Here is a 22,037-nt window from a genome sequence, read left to right on the forward strand (position 1 = left end):
ATAGCCACTCGCTATGCAAAAAATAGCGCGTCTTTTCTTGCCGCAGTGCAAATCCGTTGCCTTGTTCTTTGGCTGAAAATCTCATGACGACATCGTCTAGAGGGTTAAACACCAATCTTCATCACAGATTTTAATGAATCTTGTAACAAAAAATCTTATCTTTGCTATGTTGGTACTTGTGTTCTGTGTGAAAGAATTCTTTAATCACTCGCACCGAAAATAAATCTTAGATAAGCGGGTAAACAAGTTTCCCTGGTGTTGGCGCAGTATTAGCGCACCCCAACTTCGGTTGGGGTTATTTTTTTGTAAAACCAGACAACCAGTTTCTTAATATTTCTATATCTTGTTTCCATTCTAACTTTAACTCATCCACCCATTCCTGAACATTATCCCACCACGCAGGTAAATCGGGTGACTGGATCTGCTGAGCCAATTGCTGCAAATGGCGCAACCCGACTGAACCCGCCGCCCCCTTAATCTTATGCGCCTCTTCCGTGATCCCTTTTTGATCTCTGGCGGTCATATTGGAATCCAGCAAGGCAAGGTAGCTTGGCATCATGGTTTCAAAAATAACCAAATTGTCTGCAATCATTTTTGGCCCAACCAATTCGATATACTGGTTAAGCATCTCCGTATCCAGCCGTTCTGTACCCTGACCCGCAATATCAATTCCCGCTAAGGTGTTGCCAGATCCCGCGCCATTACCCCAATATTTTTCTATCACGGCAGTCAATGCCTTGACAGACAACGGTTTATTGAGCACATCATCCATACCCGCATCAAGGTACTCTTTTTTATCCTTCAATACGTTGGCTGTCAGGGCGATCAAAGGCGGCAAGGATTGGGAAGCGTAACGCTGGTGCAATTGGCGGGCGATATCCAACCCCGTCATATCCGGCAATTGGATATCCAGTAACACCAGGTCATATTCATCAGGGTCAAACATTGCCAGTGCATCACGACCATTCATGGCGACATCCACACTGTTCCCCAATTTTTCCAGGACAGAACGGGCCACAATAACGTTCAATTCAATATCCTCGACCAATAAGATATTCAGCGCCGGTAATGGCATCGTCTCTTGTTTACGCTTCTCTTCCGGGTGTTCGTCAACAGCAGGGGCAATGACAGACAGAGTAAAGCAAGAACCTTTACCTAACGTGCTTTTCACTTCAATGTCTCCCCCCATGCCTTGGGCAAGGCGCTTCGAAACTGCAAGGCCAATTCCTGTTCCGGTTGCAGGATGCCTGCCAGCACTATCCTTAACCTGATAATACATGGCGAAGATTTTTTCCAGCTCGTCAGAAGGAATACCAATACCGGAATCTGTCACTTCAAAGAACAGGCGTTCTTCCTCACTCCAGATACGCACCTTAATTTCACCTTTAGGCGTAAATTTCACCGCATTGCTAATCAGGTTCCACAAAATTTGCCGCAAACGGGTGCCATCGGTCAGCACTTTTGTTGGGAGTGGCAACACGGGTTCCAGAACAAATTTAAGTCCTTTCGGCTGCGCCAATAAACCTGAAATGTTTTCCAGGTCTGTCATGAAGCCAGTGAAATCAACCGGTTGATTATCAAGCTGGACTTTACGGCGCTCAATTTTATCTAGTTCTATGATATCGTTGAAAATATTCCCCAAAGTAATGGCACTGACATGAATGGTTTCCAGATATTGACATTGTTCTGGTTTTAAATCGGTATCTAGCAGTATCCGACTCAAGCCGACAATGCCATTTAAAGGCGTACGAAGCTCATGGCTAATCGTTGAGATAAAAGTCGTCTTATCCCTGCTGGCATTCTCCAATGCGTCCTGATAGCGCTTACGCTCCGTTATATCGCGCCCAAATCCCATTAACCCATGTCGTTTCCCAACCCGATCATAAAAAGGGACTTTCCTGAGTTCAAAACAGGCCTTACGGCCATCGGGGTAAACTAACCATTGTTCATAGGTCAGGGAGACATTGTGGCGAAATACTTTTTCATCAGTTTCCATCACCTTGCTGGCAATCTCTTCATCGTAAACCTCGGTCGGCGTCAAGCCGATAAGCTGTTTTTCGCTTTTGCCAGTCAACAATTCCATTGCCCTATTACAACCGGAAAATTCATTATCTTCATTGCGGTAATAAACCAAATCAGGGGAGGCATCCAAAAATGAGCGCAATAGAATTGACTGTTGCTCAAGTTCAATCTGGGTTTTTTCACGCTGCTCCATTTCCAATTTCAGTTTATCCAGCAAAATCAAATGGGCTGTTTCTGCCTTTTCCCTGTCGCTGATCTCCTGGTTTAATTGGGTGATGTTTTCTTTAAGTTGTTGATTTAATTTCGCATCACGCTGACGCATTTCTTCAAGTTTTGCGACCAGACTCGATAAACGCTGACGGGATTCTTCAAGTTGTTCTACGACGACAGAGAGGAAATAGACCGCCCAAGGGGTAATGAGTAAACCAAAAAAGATGGAGCGAATTAAATCAATGCGCTGTACTTCGCCATGCAGTACGAATGTCACCGCCATCTGCATTGCCATGGCCAGAATCACCAAAGCCGATGCAAGTAAGAGAGAAAAACGCACCAACCCCAGTTTCATCATCAAATCTACATAATATTGGGCAAGCCCTCGGATCAGCTTCATAACCAGCTCCCAGTAAAATCGTTCCCAGAAAAATCACCAGATTGAATCATAACGTAAAAAAGTCCCAACTTCGTTGAGGGATATCCTGTCCCATTTCCGATCAAGAATAAAATCCCAAAAAACAGGAATAATTATTCAAATACACCTAAGCCATTTCTCTTTGGGCTAATAAACAACCAATCACTTCCTCTTACAAATCGAAAAATACACGATATAAATTTGCCTTATCATTAAAAACCAGAATAAAATTCCGAAATTGATGGATTTTAAAGCATATCTAAAACAGATAATAGGGTTATTTTAGTGATATAACTCACATCATTTAAGAGAGATGATCTGAGTCACAAAATACAAAAACCCGCCATTTACTCATTAAAATCAATAAAATAAACAAAAAATGCCGGTAAAATACGTGATTTGATGCGATTTGACCTACTCCAATTTTACCGTTAAGTTGGGAATTCACTGAAAGTCACCTGTCAGGTAATTCCCTGACTCATATTTATGCAGTGATAGTGACATAACATCATTTTGATTCACCGCTTGTTAATGCCAATAAAACAAGTGGCGTTTTACTGAGGGCGCGAATTAGACGCCTGTAGAAATAATAGAATCGATGTCATCTCGCGAGTGATGTGAGAGCCGGACAGAACTTGGGGAGCTTTACAATGTTGTATAATCAATTGCAGGAAAAAGATAACTGTGGCTTTGGATTAATCGCCCATATTGAAGGGGAGCCAAGCCATAAAGTAGTCCGCACAGCCATACACGCACTGGCTCGGATGCAACACCGGGGCGCGATTTTAGCGGATGGAAAAACAGGGGACGGTTGCGGTTTGTTAATGCAAAAACCAGACCGCTTCTTTCATATGATCGCCAAGGAGCAGTCATGGCGGCTCGCTAAAAATTATGCTGTCGGCATGTTGTTCTTAAGCCAGGATGCCCAAGCCGCCCAATTATGTCGTGATATTATCGAACAAGAATTACAGCACGAAACCTTGTCCATTGTGGGTTGGCGGGAAGTGCCTATCAATCGCGATATTCTGGGTGATATTGCCCTATCAAGCCTCCCTCGCATTGAGCAAGTTTTTATCAATGCACCAGCCGGGTGGCGGCCACAAGATCTGGAACGCCGCCTGTTTGTTTGCCGACGCCGCATAGAAAAACGCATCAGCGATAACGACTTTTATATTTGCAGCCTATCCAATCTGGTCACGATTTATAAAGGGCTGTGCATGGCGGCGGATTTACCGCGTTTCTACCCCGATTTGGCCGATTTACGCATGGAATCTGCCATCTGTTTATTCCACCAACGCTTTTCAACGAATACCGTCCCCCGTTGGCCGCTGGCACAGCCTTTTCGCTATCTGGCTCACAATGGGGAAATCAACACCATTACGGGAAACCGTGAATGGGCTAAGGCCAGGGCCTATAAGTTCCGTACTCCACTTATCCCTGATTTACATACCGCCGCGCCTTTTGTTAATGAAACCGGTTCCGATTCCAGCTCACTGGATAACATGCTGGAGCTGTTTCTCAATGGCGGTATGGATTTAATCCGCGCAATGCGTTTGCTCGTCCCACCGGCATGGCAAAATAATCCCGATATGGATGACGATCTGCGGGCGTTCTTCGATTTTAATTCCATGCACATGGAGCCTTGGGATGGTCCAGCCGGTATCGTTATCTCCGATGGACGCTATGCCGCCTGTAATCTGGATCGCAATGGCTTGCGCCCTGCCCGTTATGTGATTACCAAAGATAAGCTCATCACCTGTGCGTCTGAAATTGGTATCTGGGATTACAAACCGGATGAAGTTGTCGAGAAAGGCCGTGTTGGGCCAGGTGAATTAATGGTTATCGATACCTATGAGGGGCGTATTCTCCACTCGGCCGAAACGGACAATGATTTGAAAAGCCGCCACCCTTATAAAGAATGGCTGGAGAAAAACGTCAAGCGGTTGATTCCCTTTGAAGAGCTGCCGGAAGAACAGGTTGGGCAGCGGGATTTAGATGACCGCCTGTTGGCAACTTATCACAAGCAGTTTGCCTACAGTAATGAGGAGTTGGATCAGGTTATTCATACCCTCGGTGAAAATGCCCAAGAAGCAACCGGTTCAATGGGGGACGATACCCCCTTTGCCGTGCTTTCCAGCCGCCCACGCATTATCTACGATTATTTTCGTCAGCAATTCGCCCAAGTCACCAACCCGCCCATCGATCCCTTGCGTGAAGCTCATGTGATGTCTCTGGCTACCCGTATTGGGCGCGAAATGAATGTCTTTTGTGAGGCAGAGGGACAGGCTCATCGACTGTGCTTTGCGTCCCCCGTCCTGCTCTACTCTGATTTTGTCCAACTGACAACACATCAGGAATCCTATTATCGGGCTGAAAAGTTGGATTTGACCTTCAATCCACAGGAAATCACGCTGAAATGTGCTGTCTCAACGTTATGTGAAAAGGCAGAAGAACTGGCACGCAATGGGGCGGTATTGCTGGTGTTATCCGATCGCGATATTGCCCCCGAACGAGTGCCAATTCCTGCGCCAATGGCTGTCGGTGCGATCCAACACTGCCTGGTCGAGAAAAACCTGCGCTGCGATACTAACCTGATCGTGGAAACCGCCAGTGCGCGTGATCCGCACCATTTTGCGGTATTGATTGGCTTTGGCGCCACCGCGGTTTACCCTTATTTAGCCTATGAATCGCTGGGTAAAATGGTGGATGATGGCAAAATCAATGCGCCATATGCCCGCGTCATGCTTAATTATCGCAATGGCATTAATAAGGGGCTGTATAAGATTATGTCCAAAATGGGCATCTCTACCATTTCCTCTTACCGCTGCTCTAAATTGTTCGAAGCCGTCGGCTTGCATCAGGATGTGACAGATATCTGCTTCAATGGTGTCGTCAGTCGTATTGGCGGGGCAGATTTCAGTGATTTTGAACAAGATCTGCGTAATCTTTCCAAACGGGCATGGTTACATCGCTACCCTATCGATCAAGGGGGGCTGTTGAAATATGTCCATAATGGAGAATATCACGCCTATAACCCGGATATTGTCAGTACATTGCAGGCCGCCGTTCACAGTGGCAACTACCGTGATTACCTGAAATACTCCGAACGGGTTAATGGACGTCCTATCACAACGTTGCGGGATCTGCTCGCCCTTGCTCCTCAAGGTGATCCGATCAACATTGAAGAGGTTGAACCCGCAGAAGAACTGTTCAAACGTTTTGATACCGCCGCCATGTCAATTGGCGCACTCAGCCCTGAAGCCCATGAAGCGCTGGCAGAGGCCATGAATACGCTGGGCGGGTTTTCCAACTCTGGCGAAGGCGGGGAAGATCCTGCCCGTTATCGTACAAAGAAAGTTTCCCGTATCAAGCAAGTCGCTTCCGGCAGATTTGGCGTGACGCCAGCGTATTTGGCCAGTGCCGATGTGATCCAGATAAAAGTCGCCCAGGGTGCAAAACCCGGAGAAGGGGGTCAATTACCTGGGGATAAGGTTACGCCTTATATTGCCAAATTGCGTTACTCCGTGCCGGGAGTGACCCTGATTTCTCCCCCCCCCCATCACGATATCTACTCCATTGAAGATCTCGCCCAATTGATTTTCGATCTTAAGCAGGTGAATCCAAAAGCGCTGATCTCCGTCAAATTGGTTTCAGAGCCTGGGGTAGGCACCATTGCCACAGGTGTAGCCAAAGCCTATGCCGACCTGATCACCATTGCCGGTTATGACGGTGGAACGGGTGCCAGCCCACTCTCTTCTGTCAAATACGCGGGTTGTCCGTGGGAATTGGGCGTTGTGGAAACCCAACAAGCACTGGTTGCCAATGGACTACGCCATAAAATCCGCCTTCAGGTTGATGGGGGGCTGAAAACGGGGCTGGATATTATTAAGGCGGCTATTTTAGGGGCAGAAAGTTTCGGGTTTGGTACTGGCCCAATGGTTGCCCTCGGCTGTAAATATTTGCGCATTTGTCACCTCAATAACTGCGCCACCGGTGTCGCTACGCAAGACGAAAAACTACGCCAGTCTCATTATCATGGCCTGCCAGAAAGGGTCATTAACTATTTCCGCTTTATTGCGCAGGAAACACGTGAGCTGCTGGCGCAACTAGGGGTGAAAAAACTGACTGACCTGATTGGTCGAACAGACTTGCTGGCGATCCTTGAGGGCATTTCGGCGAAGCAAAGTAAACTCAATCTTGAACCCTTGCTGGAAACAGCAGAGCCTCACATCGGCAAGGCGCTGCATTGTACAGAAGACAACCCGCCTTTTGACCAGGGTTCACTGAATAAAGCGATCGTCACCCAGGCGATGCCCTATGTGGAAAGCGCACAAAGCAAGACGTTCTATTTTGATATCCAAAATACCGATCGCTCTGTTGGTGCCACCCTCTCCGGTGAAATTGCGGCTCGGTATGGTGATCAAGGGCGAGCCGCCGACCCTATCAAACTGTATTTCAATGGAACCGCCGGACAAAGTTTTGGCGTCTGGAATGCTGGCGGTGTCGAACTGACGTTAATTGGCGATGCCAATGATTATGTCGGTAAGGGGATGGCGGGTGGCTGCATTACGATCCTTCCTCCCATTGGCTCAGCATTTAAAAGTCATGAAACCACGATTATCGGCAATACCTGCCTTTATGGGGCAACCGGCGGAAAACTCTTTGCTGCCGGACGTGCCGGTGAACGTTTCGCCGTCCGTAATTCAGGCGCTATCACCGTTATTGAAGGGATAGGCGACAATGGCTGTGAATATATGACCGGCGGGATCGTCTGTGTGTTAGGCAATACTGGCGTCAATTTTGGCGCAGGCATGACCGGTGGGTTTGCTTATGTACTTGATGAATTCAATGATTTCCGCAAACGCGTCAATCCAGAACTGGTGGAAGTGCTTTCAATCGATACCCTTGCCATTCACAAAGAACATTTGCGGGGATTAATCACCGAACACGTCCGTCTGACAAACTCTCAACACGGTGAATGTATCTTGGAAAATTGGTCTCAATGGGTCAATAAGTTTGCGTTGGTTAAACCTAAATCCAGTGATATCAATGCCTTGTTAGGGCACCGTAGCCGTTCTTCTGCCGAATTACGGGTTCAGGCACAGTAAGGAGTCAATAATGAGTCAGAATGTTTATCAATTTATCGACTTACAGCGTGTCGATCCACCTAAGAAACCGTTGAAAATCAGAAAAATAGAATTTATTGAGATTTATGAACCCTTTTCTGAAATTCAGGCACAGGCACAAGCCGATCGCTGTCTCTCCTGTGGTAATCCCTATTGTGAATGGAAATGTCCCGTTCATAACTACATCCCGAATTGGCTGAAACTCGCCAACGAAGGGCGCATCATTGAAGCAGCAGAATTATCGCACCAGACCAACAGCTTACCGGAAGTGTGTGGGCGCGTTTGTCCGCAAGATCGTCTGTGTGAAGGTGCCTGTACGCTAAATGATGATTTCGGTGCTGTCACCATCGGCAACATTGAGCGCTACATTAATGACACGGCTATTGCGATGGGCTGGAAACCGGATATGTCGCACGTTATTCCAACAGGAAAGCGTGTCGCCGTGGTTGGGGCAGGACCAGCAGGATTAGCTTGTGCTGATGTCCTGACCCGTAATGGTGTACAGGTCGTGGTTTATGATCGCCATCCTGAAATTGGTGGCTTGCTCACATTTGGTATTCCCGCCTTTAAACTGGAAAAAGAGGTCATCATTCGCCGCCGTGAAATATTTTCCGGGATGGGCATTGAATTCCGTCTCAATACAGAGATTGGCCGGGACATCACATTGGATGAGCTCACCAAAGAGTTTGATGCCGTATTTCTTGGGGTGGGTACATATCAATCCATTCATGGTGGACTCGCGAATGAAAACGCCGATGGGGTATTTGACGCCTTGCCTTTTCTAATCGCCAACACCCGCCATTTGATGGGTTATCCTTCCTTGCCTGAACAACCTTATATTGATATGAAGGGTAAACGTGTTTTGGTACTGGGCGGCGGTGATACAGCAATGGACTGCGTCCGTACTTCGATTCGCCAGGGCGCAACCCAGGTTATCTGTGCCTATCGGCGGGATGAAGAAAATATGCCTGGCTCGCGCCGTGAAGTTAAAAATGCTAAAGAAGAAGGGGTTGAGTTCCGCTTTAACCTGCAACCAATGAGCATTGAGATTAACAGCATGGGGCGGGTTTGTGGTGCCAAGGTGGTGAAAACACAACTGGGTGCCATCGATGAAAAAGGCCGTCGGCAGGCTGAAATTATTCAAGGTTCCGAATTTTTGATAGAAGCCGATGCCGTGATCATGGCATTTGGTTTCACACCCCACACGATGAGTTGGCTGGATGGACATCAAGTCAAGCTCGATCAAAAAGGCCGTATTATCGCGCCTGGCACCAATGCGCTGCCTTTCCAAACCAACAACCCGAAAATATTCGCAGGTGGGGACGCTGTACGTGGCTCTGATCTGGTCGTGACCGCCATTGATGAAGGCAGAAAAGCGGCTTCCGGTATTCTTGATTATCTCGAAGTGTAGTATTCAATGTAAGACTCAAAGTAGCATTCAATTCTTTTTTCTAATGGCTTCTCCGACTTTTCTGTCGGAGAAGCCCTCCTCCAATACCCATATCCCCATTTTTTTATTTTGTTTTACTACCAGATTGGTTGTATTTTTCGGATTTATACGACTATTCTTAGATCTTAAAGTTAAATATATCGATTTAATCTCCCGCTCATTATAGCAATATACCTATAGAGCAATACCCTAATACAGCAACAAGGTTTATTTTTTTCGAAAAGAAAATTGCTGAGTGGAACTGATTAAATAGAGATGAAATAAAAGATTATTAAAGTAATAATAACAGGTAGAAATATATGCACTTACTTACCCAGGTACTCTGCTTCTCTTTCATATCGTTAGCAAGTTCACCCTCACTCGCTAAAACCTCTATTTCTGACGAAAGTATGCAGCAAATGCGAGAAAGAAAAGTCAATTCTGTTGCGGCAGATGTACCCCCACTAACCAAATTTTCCACTCCTGACAAAATCATGCAGCAGGTGCGAGAAAGAGGAGTCAATTCGGTTGTGGCGGAAATAAACGCAGAATATGGACAGGAAAAAATCATCCAGAATATTAAGACGGGTGATAAGCAATGGTTACAAATTGCTTTTAAACTATACCCTAATACCCATCCAAAATTTTCCCAGCAAATTATTGACGCTTTATCAGATGTCCTAATTGAACACCCTGTAGAAATATTGGCGCTGACAAAAGCACACCGCACCCTCTCATTTCCTGATATCTGTAATATACCTTCAACGATCAAAGGGCTAAACCAACAAAGAAATTTTGCCAAGAAAATGGTAACCAGCCTAAGAGCGGCGGAAAAATATAATAGAGGGGAAAACCTGGATAATATCGAAACCTGTCTCTGGGAATTTGAGAGAATGCATAGCGCTTACTTGTAATATCGGCTTTATTTTTCACCTTTCAAGTTACTGCTTGGTTGTCAACACGGTAACTTGAAAATGATAAATATCACATCAAGATGAACGTGGTTAAAAATAAAGGAGATCAATATCTCCTCTATTTTTATCTTTAACGATCCCCTTCACTTTCTAAGCCGCCACCTTGCGGGCTGCAAGTTGAAATCTATTGGGTATGATCTTTGAACAATTATTTTACGACACGTAAGGTTGGGCGGCCCTTTGGCGGCTGAGGTGGCTCGTCATCTGGCGAATCATCATCGCGAGAAAATTTTCTATCATGGATCAGGACCAGATTATCCTCTGCCGGTATAACCGTTTCTTCTGACTCAGTATTATCCGCGTCATAGGCGAGTTCTGGCTCAAACATCATTCCCGCGCCATTTTCACGGGCGTAAACCGCAATCACAGCCGCCATTGGAACAGTCACTTGGCGAGCAACACCACCAAATCGGGCATTGAACCTCACTTCATCGTTCGTCAATTGCAAATTGCCAACCGCTCTCGGCGAGATATTCAAAATAATTTGCCCATTTTGTGCATATTCTATCGGGACGTTAACGCCATAAAAGTTAACATCCACAACAAGATGCGGGGTCATGTCATTATCCAACAGCCATTCATAATGTGCCCGCAATAGATAAGGGCGGCGTGGAGACATTTGAGTCATCTCCATACATTAACTCCGTGATTGTAAACGCATTTCACGTTCTGCTTCTGTCAATGAGGCCAAAAATGCATCACGCTCAAATACACGCTGCATATAGACCTGAAGTTCTTTTGCACCTGGCCCTGACAGATCAACCCCCAAGACAGGCAAACGCCACAACAGAGGAGACAAATAGCAATCAACCAAGCTGAATTCTTCACTCATAAAGAACGGCATTTCTCTGAAAATCGGCCCAATTGCCAACAATTCTTCAGCAAGTTGTTTACGGGCAGCATTCGCTTCCTGAACACTTCCTTCCTGAATTTTGTACATCAGGGAATACCAATCTTTTTCAATTCTATGCATCATCAAGCGACTGGAACCTCGTGCGACAGGATACACAGGCATGAGTGGTGGATGCGGGAAACGCTCATCCAGATATTCCATAATGATGCGAGAATCATACAGGGTCAGCTCACGATCAACGAGAGTAGGAACAGATTGGTAAGGATTCAAGTCAATCAAATCCTGGGGCAAATTACCTGCTTCAACGTGTTCAATCTCGACGCTGACCCCTTTTTCCGCCAGTACAATTCTTACTTGATGGCTAAAAATGTCGGTCGGGCCGGAAAACAGAGTCATTACCGAACGTTTGTTGGCAGCGACGGCCATGAAAACCTCCAAGTTTATCTAAAAAAAGGAACGAACAGCCCTTTAATGAACAGCGGCTATTCTCGCTCATATTCTCATCCTGTTTCGCACTTATTATTCCGAGGTTATTCCCTTTCGCTTCTGGTGACTGCTGTAATTGGCTGTAACGAGAAATCTCTTGGGATATATTACCTCTGCCAAATCGGGCAAACTCATGGATAAGGCAAAAAATTGCTACTAGTCTACCAGATTTTGCACATTTTGGGGGGAAGTAGATTAAGAATTAATGATGAAATAGTAGAGTCTAAGTGTTTATTTCTCAAAAATGCTATTTTTTGGCAAAAAAAGAGTGAATTATCGAAGAATGAAACACCTGAAGGGATAAAAAAACCCGCCATAAAAATGACGGGCTTTTAACTTTAATCCACTGCCACAATTGCGGCAATAAATTAACGTTTGGAGAACTGTGGACGACGACGCGCTTTGCGCAGACCCACTTTCTTACGTTCAACTTCACGAGCATCGCGAGTCACGAAGCCAGCTTTGCGAAGTTCGCCACGCAGAGTTTCGTCATAAGCCATCAGTGCACGGGTGATACCGTGACGGATTGCGCCTGCCTGACCAGAAATACCACCACCTTTAACAGTGATGTACAGATCCAGTTTGCCCAGCATGTCAACCAGCTCAAGAGGTTGACGAACAACCATGCGTGCAGTTTCACGACCGAAGTAAACTTCGAGACTGCGCTGGTTGATTACGATGTTACCGCTACCTGGCTTAATGAAGACACGAGCGGAAGAGCTTTTGCGGCGACCAGTGCCGTAGTATTGATTTTCAGCCATTGCCTATAATCCCGATTAAATGTCCAGAACTTGTGGTTGCTGTGCCGCGTGGTTGTGCTCGCTGCCCGCGTAAACTTTCAGTTTACGGTACATTGCACGACCCAGTGGCCCTTTTGGCAGCATGCCTTTAACCGCGATTTCAATGACACGCTCAGGACGGCGGGCAATCATCTCTTCAAAGGTCGCTTGCTTGATACCACCGATGTGGCCAGTGTGGTGATAATAAATTTTGTCAGCACGTTTATTGCCAGTTACAGCAACTTTTTCTGCGTTAACAATAATGATGTAATCACCAGTATCAACGTGCGGAGTATATTCCGCTTTGTGCTTGCCGCGTAAGCGACGAGCTATTTCAGTTGCAAGACGGCCTAAAGTTTTGCCATCCGCGTCAACAACATACCAGTCGCGTTTTACGGTTTCTGGTTTAGCTGTAAAAGTTTTCATTAAAGCTTACCCAATTATAAGTTACACGTTGGTGAACACTCGATGTTCAGAAACTGTTATTGAGGTTCACACGACTCATGTCCAGCAAACCTACCCCTTCGAATAGCCTATGCCGGCACTAATGCAAGTTTTTTGGGAAAAAAAATCCTGCTGTAACGTGGGGTCGCAAGATTATAGAGAACTCATCATAAAAAATCGACCCCAAATTCAATAATTATCCAATTGGCAAAGAAAGAACTCAGGGTAAATGCGGGAGTTTCAGGTATTCCTCACTTTGCATTTCCTGCAATCGGGATAGGCACCGTTGATATTCAAACGTCAACAACTCACCTTGATAAATCTGTTCCATCGGGGCGTCGGCATTAATAATGAGCTTCACCTGGCGCTCATAAAATTCATCCACCAAGGCAATGAAACGCCGCGCAGCACTTTCATCCGATATCGTGATAATTGGCATTTCGTGCAATAAAACCGAGTGATAAATCTTCGACAGGGCAATATAGTCCCGTTGGCTGCGTGCATCCTGGCACAGCGTTTTGAAATCGATGGCCAAGACCCCATCAACGCTGCTGATTGCCGGCATGCTGCGATGATTGATCGCCAATACTGGATTCGGCTCGCCTTCTCGCCCGGCCAAGCGCTGGAATATATGCTGCATCTCCTGCCGATTCTTTTCCGACAATGGCGTTAAATAGAGATGAGCTTGTGTCAGTGTCCGTAGGCGATAATCGATACCGGCATCGACATTCATGACATCACAATATTGTTTGATCAGCTCGATAGCGGGCAAAAATCGGGCGCGCTGCAATCCATTCCGGTATAGCTCATCAGGGGGAATGTTGGATGTGGCTACCAAGGCAATTCCCCGTGCAAACAGGGCTTTCAGCAAGGTGCCAAGCAGCATGGCATCCGTAATGTCAGAGACAAAAAATTCGTCAAAACAGAGGATGTCTGTCTGCGCTTTGAAACCCTCAGCGACTATTTCTAAAGGGTTCTCATGGCCTTGTAACGTTGTAAGCTCTTCATGTACCCGCAACATGAAACGGTGAAAATGGAGACGCAATTTTCGTTCTGTGGGCAAGCTCTGGTAAAACATATCCATCAACCACGTTTTGCCTCGCCCGACACCTCCCCACATATAAAGCCCCTGGACAGGGCGACATTGCTCTGGGGCTTGCCGACCAAACAACTTGTCGAATAGACCTTTCAGTCCATTGGCTTGAGGAGTGTGGCAGGATTGGGCATTGATAAGGTCGCGATGAATGATATCGAGACGCTCAACAGTCTTGCGCTGTACTTCGTCAGGCTGATACTGACTATCAGACAGTGCTGATTGATAGAGAGATGAAGGTGTAATCGGTGACATGAAAATGGCAATCCTTAAAATTTTTTATTTTCAATGCGTATCGTCAATTTGACAGCAGGGAATCACCTATCCTACTGACTCTTTACTGTGCACGGCAAATTACGATCTATCAGGCATCTTAACTATACCTTTCCGCTTTCAAATTGCAGCCTTGTTGACGCTATTAGCCCCCACTCTTGCCATCACATTGCAACTCAGGAACCCTTGGGATCGCTATTTTGGATTAAGAATTTTCGACTACATACTTTGGCAAACCTGTATAAAATTAATCTATTAGGTAGCAGATAAATGAATTAAATAATAAACAATATTCCACTCTGACTAAATTAGCGGTTATAGTGGTCATCATGAACCAAGAGCTTATCCCAATAGTTGTTATCCTCGAGAACAGAACGGCCTAATGGGATAAAGCTCTAAATAAGATTTCAAAATTGTAGGACACTCCCTGACTCCTCGCGCGGCGAGGAGTCAGGGATGAACTGGGTTCGGGGGTCTTACTATGATGAAAAGCTATATAGAACATTGCAGAACAATGAGGTTACTAAAGGAGTTGCCATGACTTGGGAATATGCACTGATCGGATTAATCATTGGTTTTATTGTCGGCGCGCTGGCTGTCCGCTTTGGCAGTTCAAAACTTCGCCAACAAAGTGCCCTACAGGCTGAATTGGAGAAAAGTCGGGCTGAACTGGAAGAATACCGCACAGAGCTGGTCAGCCATTTCGCCCATAGCGCTGAATTACTTGATAATATGGCGCGCGATTACCGTCAGTTGTATCAGCACATGGCTAAAAGTTCCAATGAACTGATGCCTAACCTGTCAGTACAGGATAATCCTTTCAATTATCGTCTGAGCGAATCCGACGCTGAGAAAAATAAAGTGACTGATAACATGCCGCCACGGGATTATTCTGAGGGCGCATCTGGCCTATTCCGTCCAGTTCAAGATAAATAATTCATTAAACTTTGCCGTGGTAGCCATTGTTGCCACGGCTTGCTGTGATGCCATTTCATCCAATGGAAAAAGTTTTGTTTTTTATTTTTTATTCACGTAAATACCTGTAAAGAAAATCATTAAAACGACTTTATTAGTGAACTTTGCTGAATCATTGAGAGTCATAACAGCATTGAAACAATGATGCTTAGAACCTATCCAAATAAGCGTAATTCCCAAAGTGCCAAATGGCCTGATAGGATAGGTTTCTTAAGTACAATTTCCTTTTCTAGCTTAGGTATGTAAGAGAACGTATTCATGAAAAGAAAAAATACATTGCTCAGCGCACTCGCTATGAGTATCGGACTGTCCTTAGCTTCAGTTCCAATGGTCAGTCATGCAGCCTTACCGGCGGCAATGGCCGGTCAAGAACTCCCCAGTCTCGCTCCCATGCTGGAAAAAGTGCTGCCCTCCGTTGTGACTGTTCAGGTCTCAGGGACAGAGGTACAAAGCCAGCAGCTTCAATTACCCGAAGATTTCCAGTTCTTCTTTGGGCCTGGTTTTCCGCCACAAGAACCCAAAAAACGTCCATTCACGGGGTTAGGCTCTGGGGTGATCATTGATGCTAATAAAGGTTATGTATTGACCAATAGCCATGTCATTAATAACGCAAATAAAATACACATTCAGTTAAATGATGGCCGTGAATACTCAGCAAAACTCATTGGGCGTGATCCACAAACCGACATTGCACTTTTACAGTTGAAAGATGCCAAGAACTTGACTGCCATCAAGTTCGCTGATTCCGACCAACTGCACGTTGGCGATTACGCTATTGCAATCGGTAACCCGTTTGGCTTAGGGCAAACTGTGACATCCGGGATCATTTCCGCCCTTGGCCGCAGCGGTCTGAGTCTGGAAGGTTTGGAAAACTTTATCCAGACCGATGCCTCCATTAACCGTGGTAACTCCGGGGGCGCATTGATTAACCTGAAAGGGGAGTTGATCGGGATTAACACGGCTATCATCGCACCAAGCGGGGGTAACGTCGGTATCGGTTTTGCCATCCCAAGTAATATGGCTAAGGCCCTTTCCACCCAGCTCATTGCCCACGGAGAAGTGAAACGCGGCATACTGGGTATCAAGGGAACCGAGATGACCGCAGACATTGCCAAGGCACTCAATGTTGAAGCACAAAAAGGGGCATTCGTCAGCGAAGTTATTCCTAAATCAGCCGCCGCCAAAGCGGGTATCAAGTCAGGCGATGTCCTGATTTCCTTTGATGGTAAGAAAGTTAACAGCTTCGCTGAACTGCGCGCGAAGGTGGGTACAACCGCCCCAGGCAAAGAGGTTAAAATTGGCCTGTTACGCAAAGGGAAGCCACTTGAAGTCACCGTAATACTGGATAACAGTGATGGCGAGTCTACTAAAGCAGAAAACTTAAGTACCGCCCTGCAAGGCGCAACGTTGAGCAATGCCACCATTAACAATGCCCAAGGTATCAAAGTGGATTCGATTGCCCAGAATTCCCCGGCTGCAATATCGGGTTTGCGGAAGGATGACTTAATTATTGGTGCCAACAACGTGCGTACACGAAATATCGGTGACTTACGCAAGATCACTGAGGCGAAGCCTTCCATTATCGCATTGAACGTTTTACGTGGTGACGATAATGTCTATCTATTATTGCGTAATTAATCTGTTGAGTATAAAAAAACAGCTTGTACCTAATCGATTTCAAACTGCGACACCCCCCATCAAGTCGCAATTTGCAAGTTGAAGTACCCTGACAGACACAGTACGATGCTGTGTCTGTCCATTTCTATGCTATTCTTCTTTCAATCACTTATTACTGAATAATGTCATGCTGATCAAGTTATTGCGCTCTATACTCATAGGATTATTGATTGCCGCTATTTTGCTGGTCTTAATACCCTCCCTGCGTCCCAGTGGTTTGAAAAATGTCCTGAGTGATAACAACAGCAGCGATAAAATATCCAGTTTCAGCAAAGCTGTCCGCCGGGCTGCACCTGCCGTCGTCAATATTTACAGCAGCAGCATGGGCAGTTTTTCCCATCAAAGCCGAGAACTCCTGCCCTTGGGTTCGGGTGTCATCATGAGCGAACAGGGCTATATTCTCACGAATAGGCATGTCATCAATAAAGCCGGCTCCATTATCGTCGCATTGCAAGATGGGCGCTTTTATGAAGCACTGTTAGTCGGATCAGATGGCCCAACGGATCTGGCAGTCTTAAAAATTAATGCCACAAACCTCCCCGTGATCCCGATCAATCCTAAGCGAGTGGCTCATGTTGGGGATATCGTGTTGGCTATCGGCAATCCGTACAATCTGGGGCAAACCATCACGCAAGGCATTATTAGTGCAACTGGGCGCGTTGGCCTTAGCCCAACCCGTCGCCAGAATTTCCTGCAAACGGATGCGTCAATTAATCAGGGCAACTCCGGTGGCGCTTTGGTCAATACATTGGGAGAATTGGTTGGCATCAATACGTTGACGTTCGATAAGTCTGAGTTTGGTTCAACACCGGAAGGATTGGGGTTTGCTATTCCAACGAAACTGGCAACAACCATTATGCAGAAATTGATCCGTGATGGCCGGGTTATCAGGGGATATATCGGCATCACCGCCAGAGAATTACCCTATATTCGTTCATCAGGCAGTAATATCAATCAAATTCAAGGATTGCGGGTTTTCCAGATCGCGCCCAACGGGCCTGCCGACAAAGCCGGGATCAAAGTGGGGGACATCATTACCAGCGTCAATCATCAGCCTGCAATCTCCCCTGTCGAAACGATGGATCGAGTCGCAGAAATTCGTCCGGGCAGTGTCGTTCCTGTCGCTGTGCTGCGCGATGGCGTTTCCCTCACATTTAACGTCACCATTGATGAGTTTGATGGCTATTAATATGTTTCCTCGCCCACGATGATAAAAAGGGTGGGCGAGGAAAATAGTTAATTCCGTTTAGCTGGCGTTCTTGATGCGCTCAATGTTGGCGCCAAGGCCACGCAGCTTATCTTCAATGTGCTCGTAACCACGGTCAATATGATAAATACGATCGACGACTGTCGTTCCTTCAGCGATGCAACCCGCCAACACTAAACTGGCAGAAGCCCGCAAATCCGTCGCCATGACCTGCGCGCCCGATAATTTTTCAACGCCATGGCACAGCACGGTATTACTCTCAATTTCAGCCCTGGCGCCCATGCGAATCAACTCAGGGATATGCATGAAACGATTTTCAAAAATAGTTTCAGTGATCATGCCGGCTCCTTCCGCAACCATATTTAACAGGCTGAATTGTGCCTGCATGTCAGTTGGGAAACCCGGATGTGGTGCGGTGCGGAAAGTCACTGCTTTCGGCCGCTGCCCATGCATATCAAGGCTAATCCAATCATCCCCTACTTGGATATCCGCCCCGGCTTCACGCAGCTTGGCTAAAACGGCGTCCAGAGTATCAGGTTTCGCATGATGACAAATCACCTTACCCCGCGAAATGGCAGCCGCGATCAAGAAGGTGCCCGTTTCGATACGATCAGGCAGTATACGATGGATGCCCCCCCCTAAACGCTCAACCCCTTCAATCACAATGCGATCAGTGCCCGCACCGCTGATTTTGGCACCCAGGGTATTGAGAAAATTAGCCGTATCTTCAATTTCAGGCTCACGGGCGGCGTTTTCAATGGTCGTTGTGCCTTCCGCCAAGGTTGCCGCCGTCATGATCGTAACCGTTGCCCCAACACTGACTTTGTCCATAACAATACTGGCGCCTTTCAAACGGCCATCTACAGTGGCTTTGACATACCCTTCATCCAGCACAATTTTTGCACCAAGCTGCTCTAAGCCAGAAATATGGAGATCAACCGGACGCGCCCCAATCGCGCAACCACCGGGTAAAGAGACTTGCCCTTGACCGAAACGCGCCACCAACGGTCCCAATGCCCAGATGGAAGCCCGCATGGTTTTGACGAGTTCATAAGGGGCACAATATTCATTGACGCCACTGGCATCAATAAAAACAGAGCCATTACGTTCCACTTTTGTTCCCAGACGATTGAGCAGTTTGATCGTGGTATCAATATCTTTCAGTTCAGGAACATTCTGTAATTCAACGGGTTTTTCTGCCAGTAGCGCTGCGAACATAATTGGTAAGGCGGCATTTTTTGCCCCAGAAATAGTCACCTCTCCTGACAAGCAGGTAGGCCCTTTCACACGAAATTTATCCATCTGTTATGACTCTCTTGTTTAATTTAAAACGTGCTGTTCGCGGCGAGGGCAAACAACCTCAAAGCCCTTGGAGTTTACGATCACGCTGCCACTGGGCAGGTGTATAGGCTTTGATTGACAATGCATGAATGCGGTTATCAGCGATATACTCCATCAAAGGCGCATAGACCGTTTGCTGTTGTTTAACCCTGCTTAGGCCATCAAAAAGTGCGCCAACGGCAATAACCTGAAAATGGCTGCCATCACCGCTCACGATGACTTCATCAAGTGCCAATTTTTCCATCAGCACTTGTTTAATTTCATTCGTATCCATAAAGTTGCTCACACTTGTTATTAGAAAATAATAATAGATATCTATCCTAATGGAATCCAACCAACTCTTAAACCAAGAAAAACGCCCTTGTAAGTCGATGGCTTACAAGGGCGTTGATTAACAAAAAAATTACGCCGTGGGCTGATTATCGTTAAGAATAGCTTGCAGGCCATATAAGGTTATCAACGTGTTTAAGCGTTCACTGACACCTGAAAAGGTCAATGCCCGGCCACGGTTCTGACATTCGCCCTTTAATTGGATAAACAGCGCCAACCCCGTAGAATCCACATGGCTCAGTTGGGAGACATCAATGTTGTCGATGTCTTCCAAAGCTCGCTCTTTTTGTTGCCAAAGGGGAAGCAAACTATCACGATCCAATGTACCTTGCAGAAACAATGTGTTACCGGCTTTTTCCCAGCTCACCGTTGCTTGGTTGACGCTTTCGCTATTGATCATACCGTTGTCGAGAGTGCCTTTTTCCATATCACTGTTTCTTTTCGAGAGTGATTGGCGCTTTCGCGCTAAGAATCAATTGTTCAGTCAGACCATCAACGCCTTTCTGACGCAGGATATCCATCCACTCATTCTGCTTGGTCGTGATCATACTCACACCTTCTGCGATCATGTCATAAGCCTGCCAATGACCTGTTTTACTGTTTTTACGCCATTGAAAATCTAAACGAATTGGCGGTTGTCCATTAGGATCAGTAATCGTGACACGGATAGCCACTATTGTCTTATCGCCCAACGGCTGTTCGGGTGCAATCTGATAATCTTGTCCGTGATACATCGCCAAAGCCTGGCCATAGGCCTGCTCCAAATAGGATTCAAACGCCTTGAAATAGGTATCACGCTGGGCGGGGGTCGCTTGTTTGTAGTAAGGTCCCAGAACCAGTGCACCGGCATATTTTATCTGTACATAAGGCAGCAATTCTTGTCGCACAATCTGGCGCAAAATGTCTGGATTGGCCCGGATCTGCGGTTGCTCTTCCTTCAAACGGTTAAATGTTTTTTCCGCTGCATCTTTCATCAATGCATAGGGGTTAGTTTGATCTGTCGCGCTGGCTAATGGGGCAACCACCAGCAACGCAACCATAAGTAATCGCTTAAACATAAGTGCTATTTCTCCTCATCAGTAGATTGATACTTAGTGTGCTTGTTCAGGTGCCGAAGCGGATTTTTCCTGGTTTCCGCTACTACTCTTATACAAGAACTGACCAATCAAATCTTCAAGTACCATTGCCGGCTTGGTATCTTCAATACGATCGCCATCTTTTAGCATGGACGTGCCTAATTCAGGATCATCAAACCCGATATTGAGGGCAATATATTGCTCCCCTAACAACCCTGACGTTCGGATAGAAAGCGAACTGGTATTGGGAATATTGTCGTATTGCGTGAAGATATCCAATTCAACTTGTGGTGTATACGTTTTATGATCCAGCCAGATCCTCTCCACACGACCAATCACGACGCCGCCGACTTTCACCGGTGAACGTACTTTCAGACCACCGATATTGTCAAATGCCGCATATACACGATAAGTTGGCTGATTGCCGAAAGATCGGATATCGGCAACCTTTAGGCATAAAAAAATGATTGCTGCCAGCGCAATCAAGACAAAAATCCCAACCCAAATTTCATTTTTCTTGTTTTGCATCGACTTAGTTCCCAAACATCAGTGCTGTCAGCACAAAATCCAAACCCAATACCGCCAACGACGCATGAACAACCGTACGCGTCGTCGCCCTGCTGATCCCTTCTGATGTTGGGATAGCATCATAACCATTGAACAGCGCAATCCAGGTTACCGTAATCGCAAAAGCAACACTCTTGAGAAAACAGTTGAGCAAATCTTTTTGCCATTCCACCGCAGATTGCATGGACGACCAGAAAAAGCCCCCATCAATGCCTTTCCAATCAACACCGACTATTGCTCCCCCCATGATCCCCACAGCAACAAAGATCAAAGAGAGCAAAGGCATGCTGATAAAACCGGCCCAAAAACGCGGAGCAATGACTCGACGCAGCGGGTCAACGGCCATCATTTCCAGACTGGAGATCTGTTCAGTGGCTTTCATTAAACCAATTTCTGCGGTCAAGGCTGAACCCGCCCGCCCGGCAAACAACAGTGCCGTCACCACAGGCCCCAATTCACGCAGCAGTGATAACGCCACCATCATACCGAGGCTACCTTCCGCACTAAATGTGGTCAAAACCAGGTAACCCTGCAAGGCCAACACCATGCCAATAAACAGTCCTGAAACGACAATGATCAGAAGTGATTGAACACCGATGCTATAAAGTTGCTGACGCAATAGTGTCCATTGTTTGGCAGGCTCTGGCTTACCAATGATGGCATTGAACAGCATAAAGCCCGCACGCCCGAATGACGCGGTCACCTCAATCGCGCGTCGGCCTATTGCCGCCAATGCCCGTGTTAACATTAACATTCC

18 protein-coding genes and 1 pseudogene are annotated in these 22,037 nt (G+C 46.4%); 7 read left to right on the forward strand and 12 right to left on the reverse strand.

Annotation, left to right across the window (positions count from 1 at the left end):
* Window positions 1–87 (forward strand): annotated as a pseudogene (locus Xkoz_RS13720) (IS5/IS1182 family transposase); the annotation flags it as partial.
* Between the two features lie 208 nt (window positions 88–295).
* Here Xkoz_RS13720 and arcB read toward each other — a convergent pair.
* On the reverse strand, window positions 296–2,632 hold the full coding sequence (gene arcB / locus Xkoz_RS13725; protein ID WP_099142698.1) for an aerobic respiration two-component sensor histidine kinase ArcB: 2,337 nt from the start codon (window positions 2,630–2,632) through the stop codon (window positions 296–298).
* Window positions 2,633–3,300: 668 nt separating this feature from the next.
* Between arcB and gltB the strand changes: the two genes are divergently transcribed.
* From gltB to Xkoz_RS13745, 3 genes are all read left to right on the forward strand, one after another.
* Window positions 3,301–7,758, forward strand: coding sequence for a glutamate synthase large subunit (gene gltB, locus Xkoz_RS13735; protein WP_099142700.1), 4,458 nt, complete (start codon window positions 3,301–3,303; stop codon window positions 7,756–7,758).
* Between the two features lie 10 nt (window positions 7,759–7,768).
* A complete protein-coding gene (locus Xkoz_RS13740) occupies window positions 7,769–9,187 on the forward strand; it encodes a glutamate synthase small subunit (protein WP_099142701.1) in 1,419 nt (472 codons plus the stop codon).
* Window positions 9,188–9,525: 338 nt separating this feature from the next.
* Window positions 9,526–10,119 carry a hypothetical protein gene (locus Xkoz_RS13745; protein WP_099142702.1) on the forward strand — a complete coding sequence of 198 codons (594 nt, stop codon included), beginning with the start codon at window positions 9,526–9,528 and terminating at the stop codon, window positions 10,117–10,119.
* 208 nt (window positions 10,120–10,327) lie between these two features.
* On the opposite strand, the gene sspB is transcribed toward Xkoz_RS13745, so the two are convergent.
* The 5 genes from sspB to zapE all read right to left on the reverse strand — a co-directional run bounded on the left by sspB (window position 10,328) and on the right by zapE (window position 14,089).
* Window positions 10,328–10,813, reverse strand: coding sequence for a ClpXP protease specificity-enhancing factor (gene sspB, locus Xkoz_RS13750; protein ID WP_099142703.1), 486 nt, complete (start codon window positions 10,811–10,813; stop codon window positions 10,328–10,330).
* A 3-nt stretch (window positions 10,814–10,816) separates the two neighbouring features.
* Complete coding sequence (gene sspA, locus Xkoz_RS13755; protein ID WP_099142704.1) at window positions 10,817–11,458, reverse strand: stringent starvation protein SspA; 642 nt, start codon at window positions 11,456–11,458, stop codon at window positions 10,817–10,819.
* A gap of 428 nt (window positions 11,459–11,886) precedes the next feature.
* The gene (gene rpsI / locus Xkoz_RS13765) at window positions 11,887–12,279 is read right to left on the reverse strand and encodes a 30S ribosomal protein S9 (RefSeq protein WP_099142706.1); all 393 of its coding nucleotides are present in this window, start codon (window positions 12,277–12,279) and stop codon (window positions 11,887–11,889) included.
* 15 nt (window positions 12,280–12,294) lie between these two features.
* Entirely contained in the window at window positions 12,295–12,723 is a 429-nt protein-coding gene (rplM, locus tag Xkoz_RS13770; RefSeq protein WP_038259580.1) for a 50S ribosomal protein L13, read from the reverse strand.
* 238 nt (window positions 12,724–12,961) lie between these two features.
* Window positions 12,962–14,089, reverse strand: coding sequence for a cell division protein ZapE (gene zapE / locus Xkoz_RS13775; RefSeq protein ID WP_099142707.1), 1,128 nt, complete (start codon window positions 14,087–14,089; stop codon window positions 12,962–12,964).
* 555 nt (window positions 14,090–14,644) lie between these two features.
* Between zapE and zapG the strand changes: the two genes are divergently transcribed.
* From zapG to degS, 3 genes are all read left to right on the forward strand, one after another.
* Complete coding sequence (gene zapG, locus Xkoz_RS13780; RefSeq protein WP_099142754.1) at window positions 14,645–15,043, forward strand: Z-ring associated protein ZapG; 399 nt, start codon at window positions 14,645–14,647, stop codon at window positions 15,041–15,043.
* 297 nt (window positions 15,044–15,340) lie between these two features.
* A complete protein-coding gene (degQ, locus tag Xkoz_RS13790) occupies window positions 15,341–16,720 on the forward strand; it encodes a serine endoprotease DegQ (RefSeq protein ID WP_099142708.1) in 1,380 nt (459 codons plus the stop codon).
* Window positions 16,721–16,886: 166 nt separating this feature from the next.
* The gene (degS, locus tag Xkoz_RS13795; protein ID WP_099142709.1) at window positions 16,887–17,948 is read left to right on the forward strand and encodes an outer membrane-stress sensor serine endopeptidase DegS; all 1,062 of its coding nucleotides are present in this window, start codon (window positions 16,887–16,889) and stop codon (window positions 17,946–17,948) included.
* A gap of 57 nt (window positions 17,949–18,005) precedes the next feature.
* On the opposite strand, the gene murA is transcribed toward degS, so the two are convergent.
* The 6 genes from murA to mlaE form a co-directional block, all read right to left on the reverse strand.
* Window positions 18,006–19,268: a UDP-N-acetylglucosamine 1-carboxyvinyltransferase gene (murA, locus tag Xkoz_RS13800; protein WP_099142710.1), complete on the reverse strand. Its 1,263-nt coding sequence runs from the start codon at window positions 19,266–19,268 to the stop codon at window positions 18,006–18,008.
* Window positions 19,269–19,326: 58 nt separating this feature from the next.
* Window positions 19,327–19,581 (reverse strand): BolA family iron metabolism protein IbaG, encoded by a 255-nt coding sequence (gene ibaG, locus Xkoz_RS13805; protein ID WP_099142755.1) that lies wholly within the window; start codon window positions 19,579–19,581, stop codon window positions 19,327–19,329.
* A 129-nt stretch (window positions 19,582–19,710) separates the two neighbouring features.
* The gene (mlaB, locus tag Xkoz_RS13810; protein WP_099142711.1) at window positions 19,711–20,064 is read right to left on the reverse strand and encodes a lipid asymmetry maintenance protein MlaB; all 354 of its coding nucleotides are present in this window, start codon (window positions 20,062–20,064) and stop codon (window positions 19,711–19,713) included.
* Window position 20,065: 1 nt separating this feature from the next.
* Window positions 20,066–20,695: a phospholipid-binding protein MlaC gene (gene mlaC / locus Xkoz_RS13815; protein ID WP_099142712.1), complete on the reverse strand. Its 630-nt coding sequence runs from the start codon at window positions 20,693–20,695 to the stop codon at window positions 20,066–20,068.
* Between the two features lie 33 nt (window positions 20,696–20,728).
* Window positions 20,729–21,241: an outer membrane lipid asymmetry maintenance protein MlaD gene (mlaD, locus tag Xkoz_RS13820; RefSeq protein WP_099142713.1), complete on the reverse strand. Its 513-nt coding sequence runs from the start codon at window positions 21,239–21,241 to the stop codon at window positions 20,729–20,731.
* Window positions 21,242–21,245: 4 nt separating this feature from the next.
* Window positions 21,246–22,028, reverse strand: a complete 783-nt coding sequence (gene mlaE, locus Xkoz_RS13825) for a lipid asymmetry maintenance ABC transporter permease subunit MlaE (RefSeq protein ID WP_099142714.1) — start codon at window positions 22,026–22,028, stop codon at window positions 21,246–21,248.
* Window positions 22,029–22,037 lie beyond the last annotated feature (9 nt).

Origin of the sequence: Xenorhabdus kozodoii, from assembly GCF_002632875.1 — a bacterium.
GTDB classification, from domain to species: domain Bacteria; phylum Pseudomonadota; class Gammaproteobacteria; order Enterobacterales; family Enterobacteriaceae; genus Xenorhabdus; species Xenorhabdus kozodoii.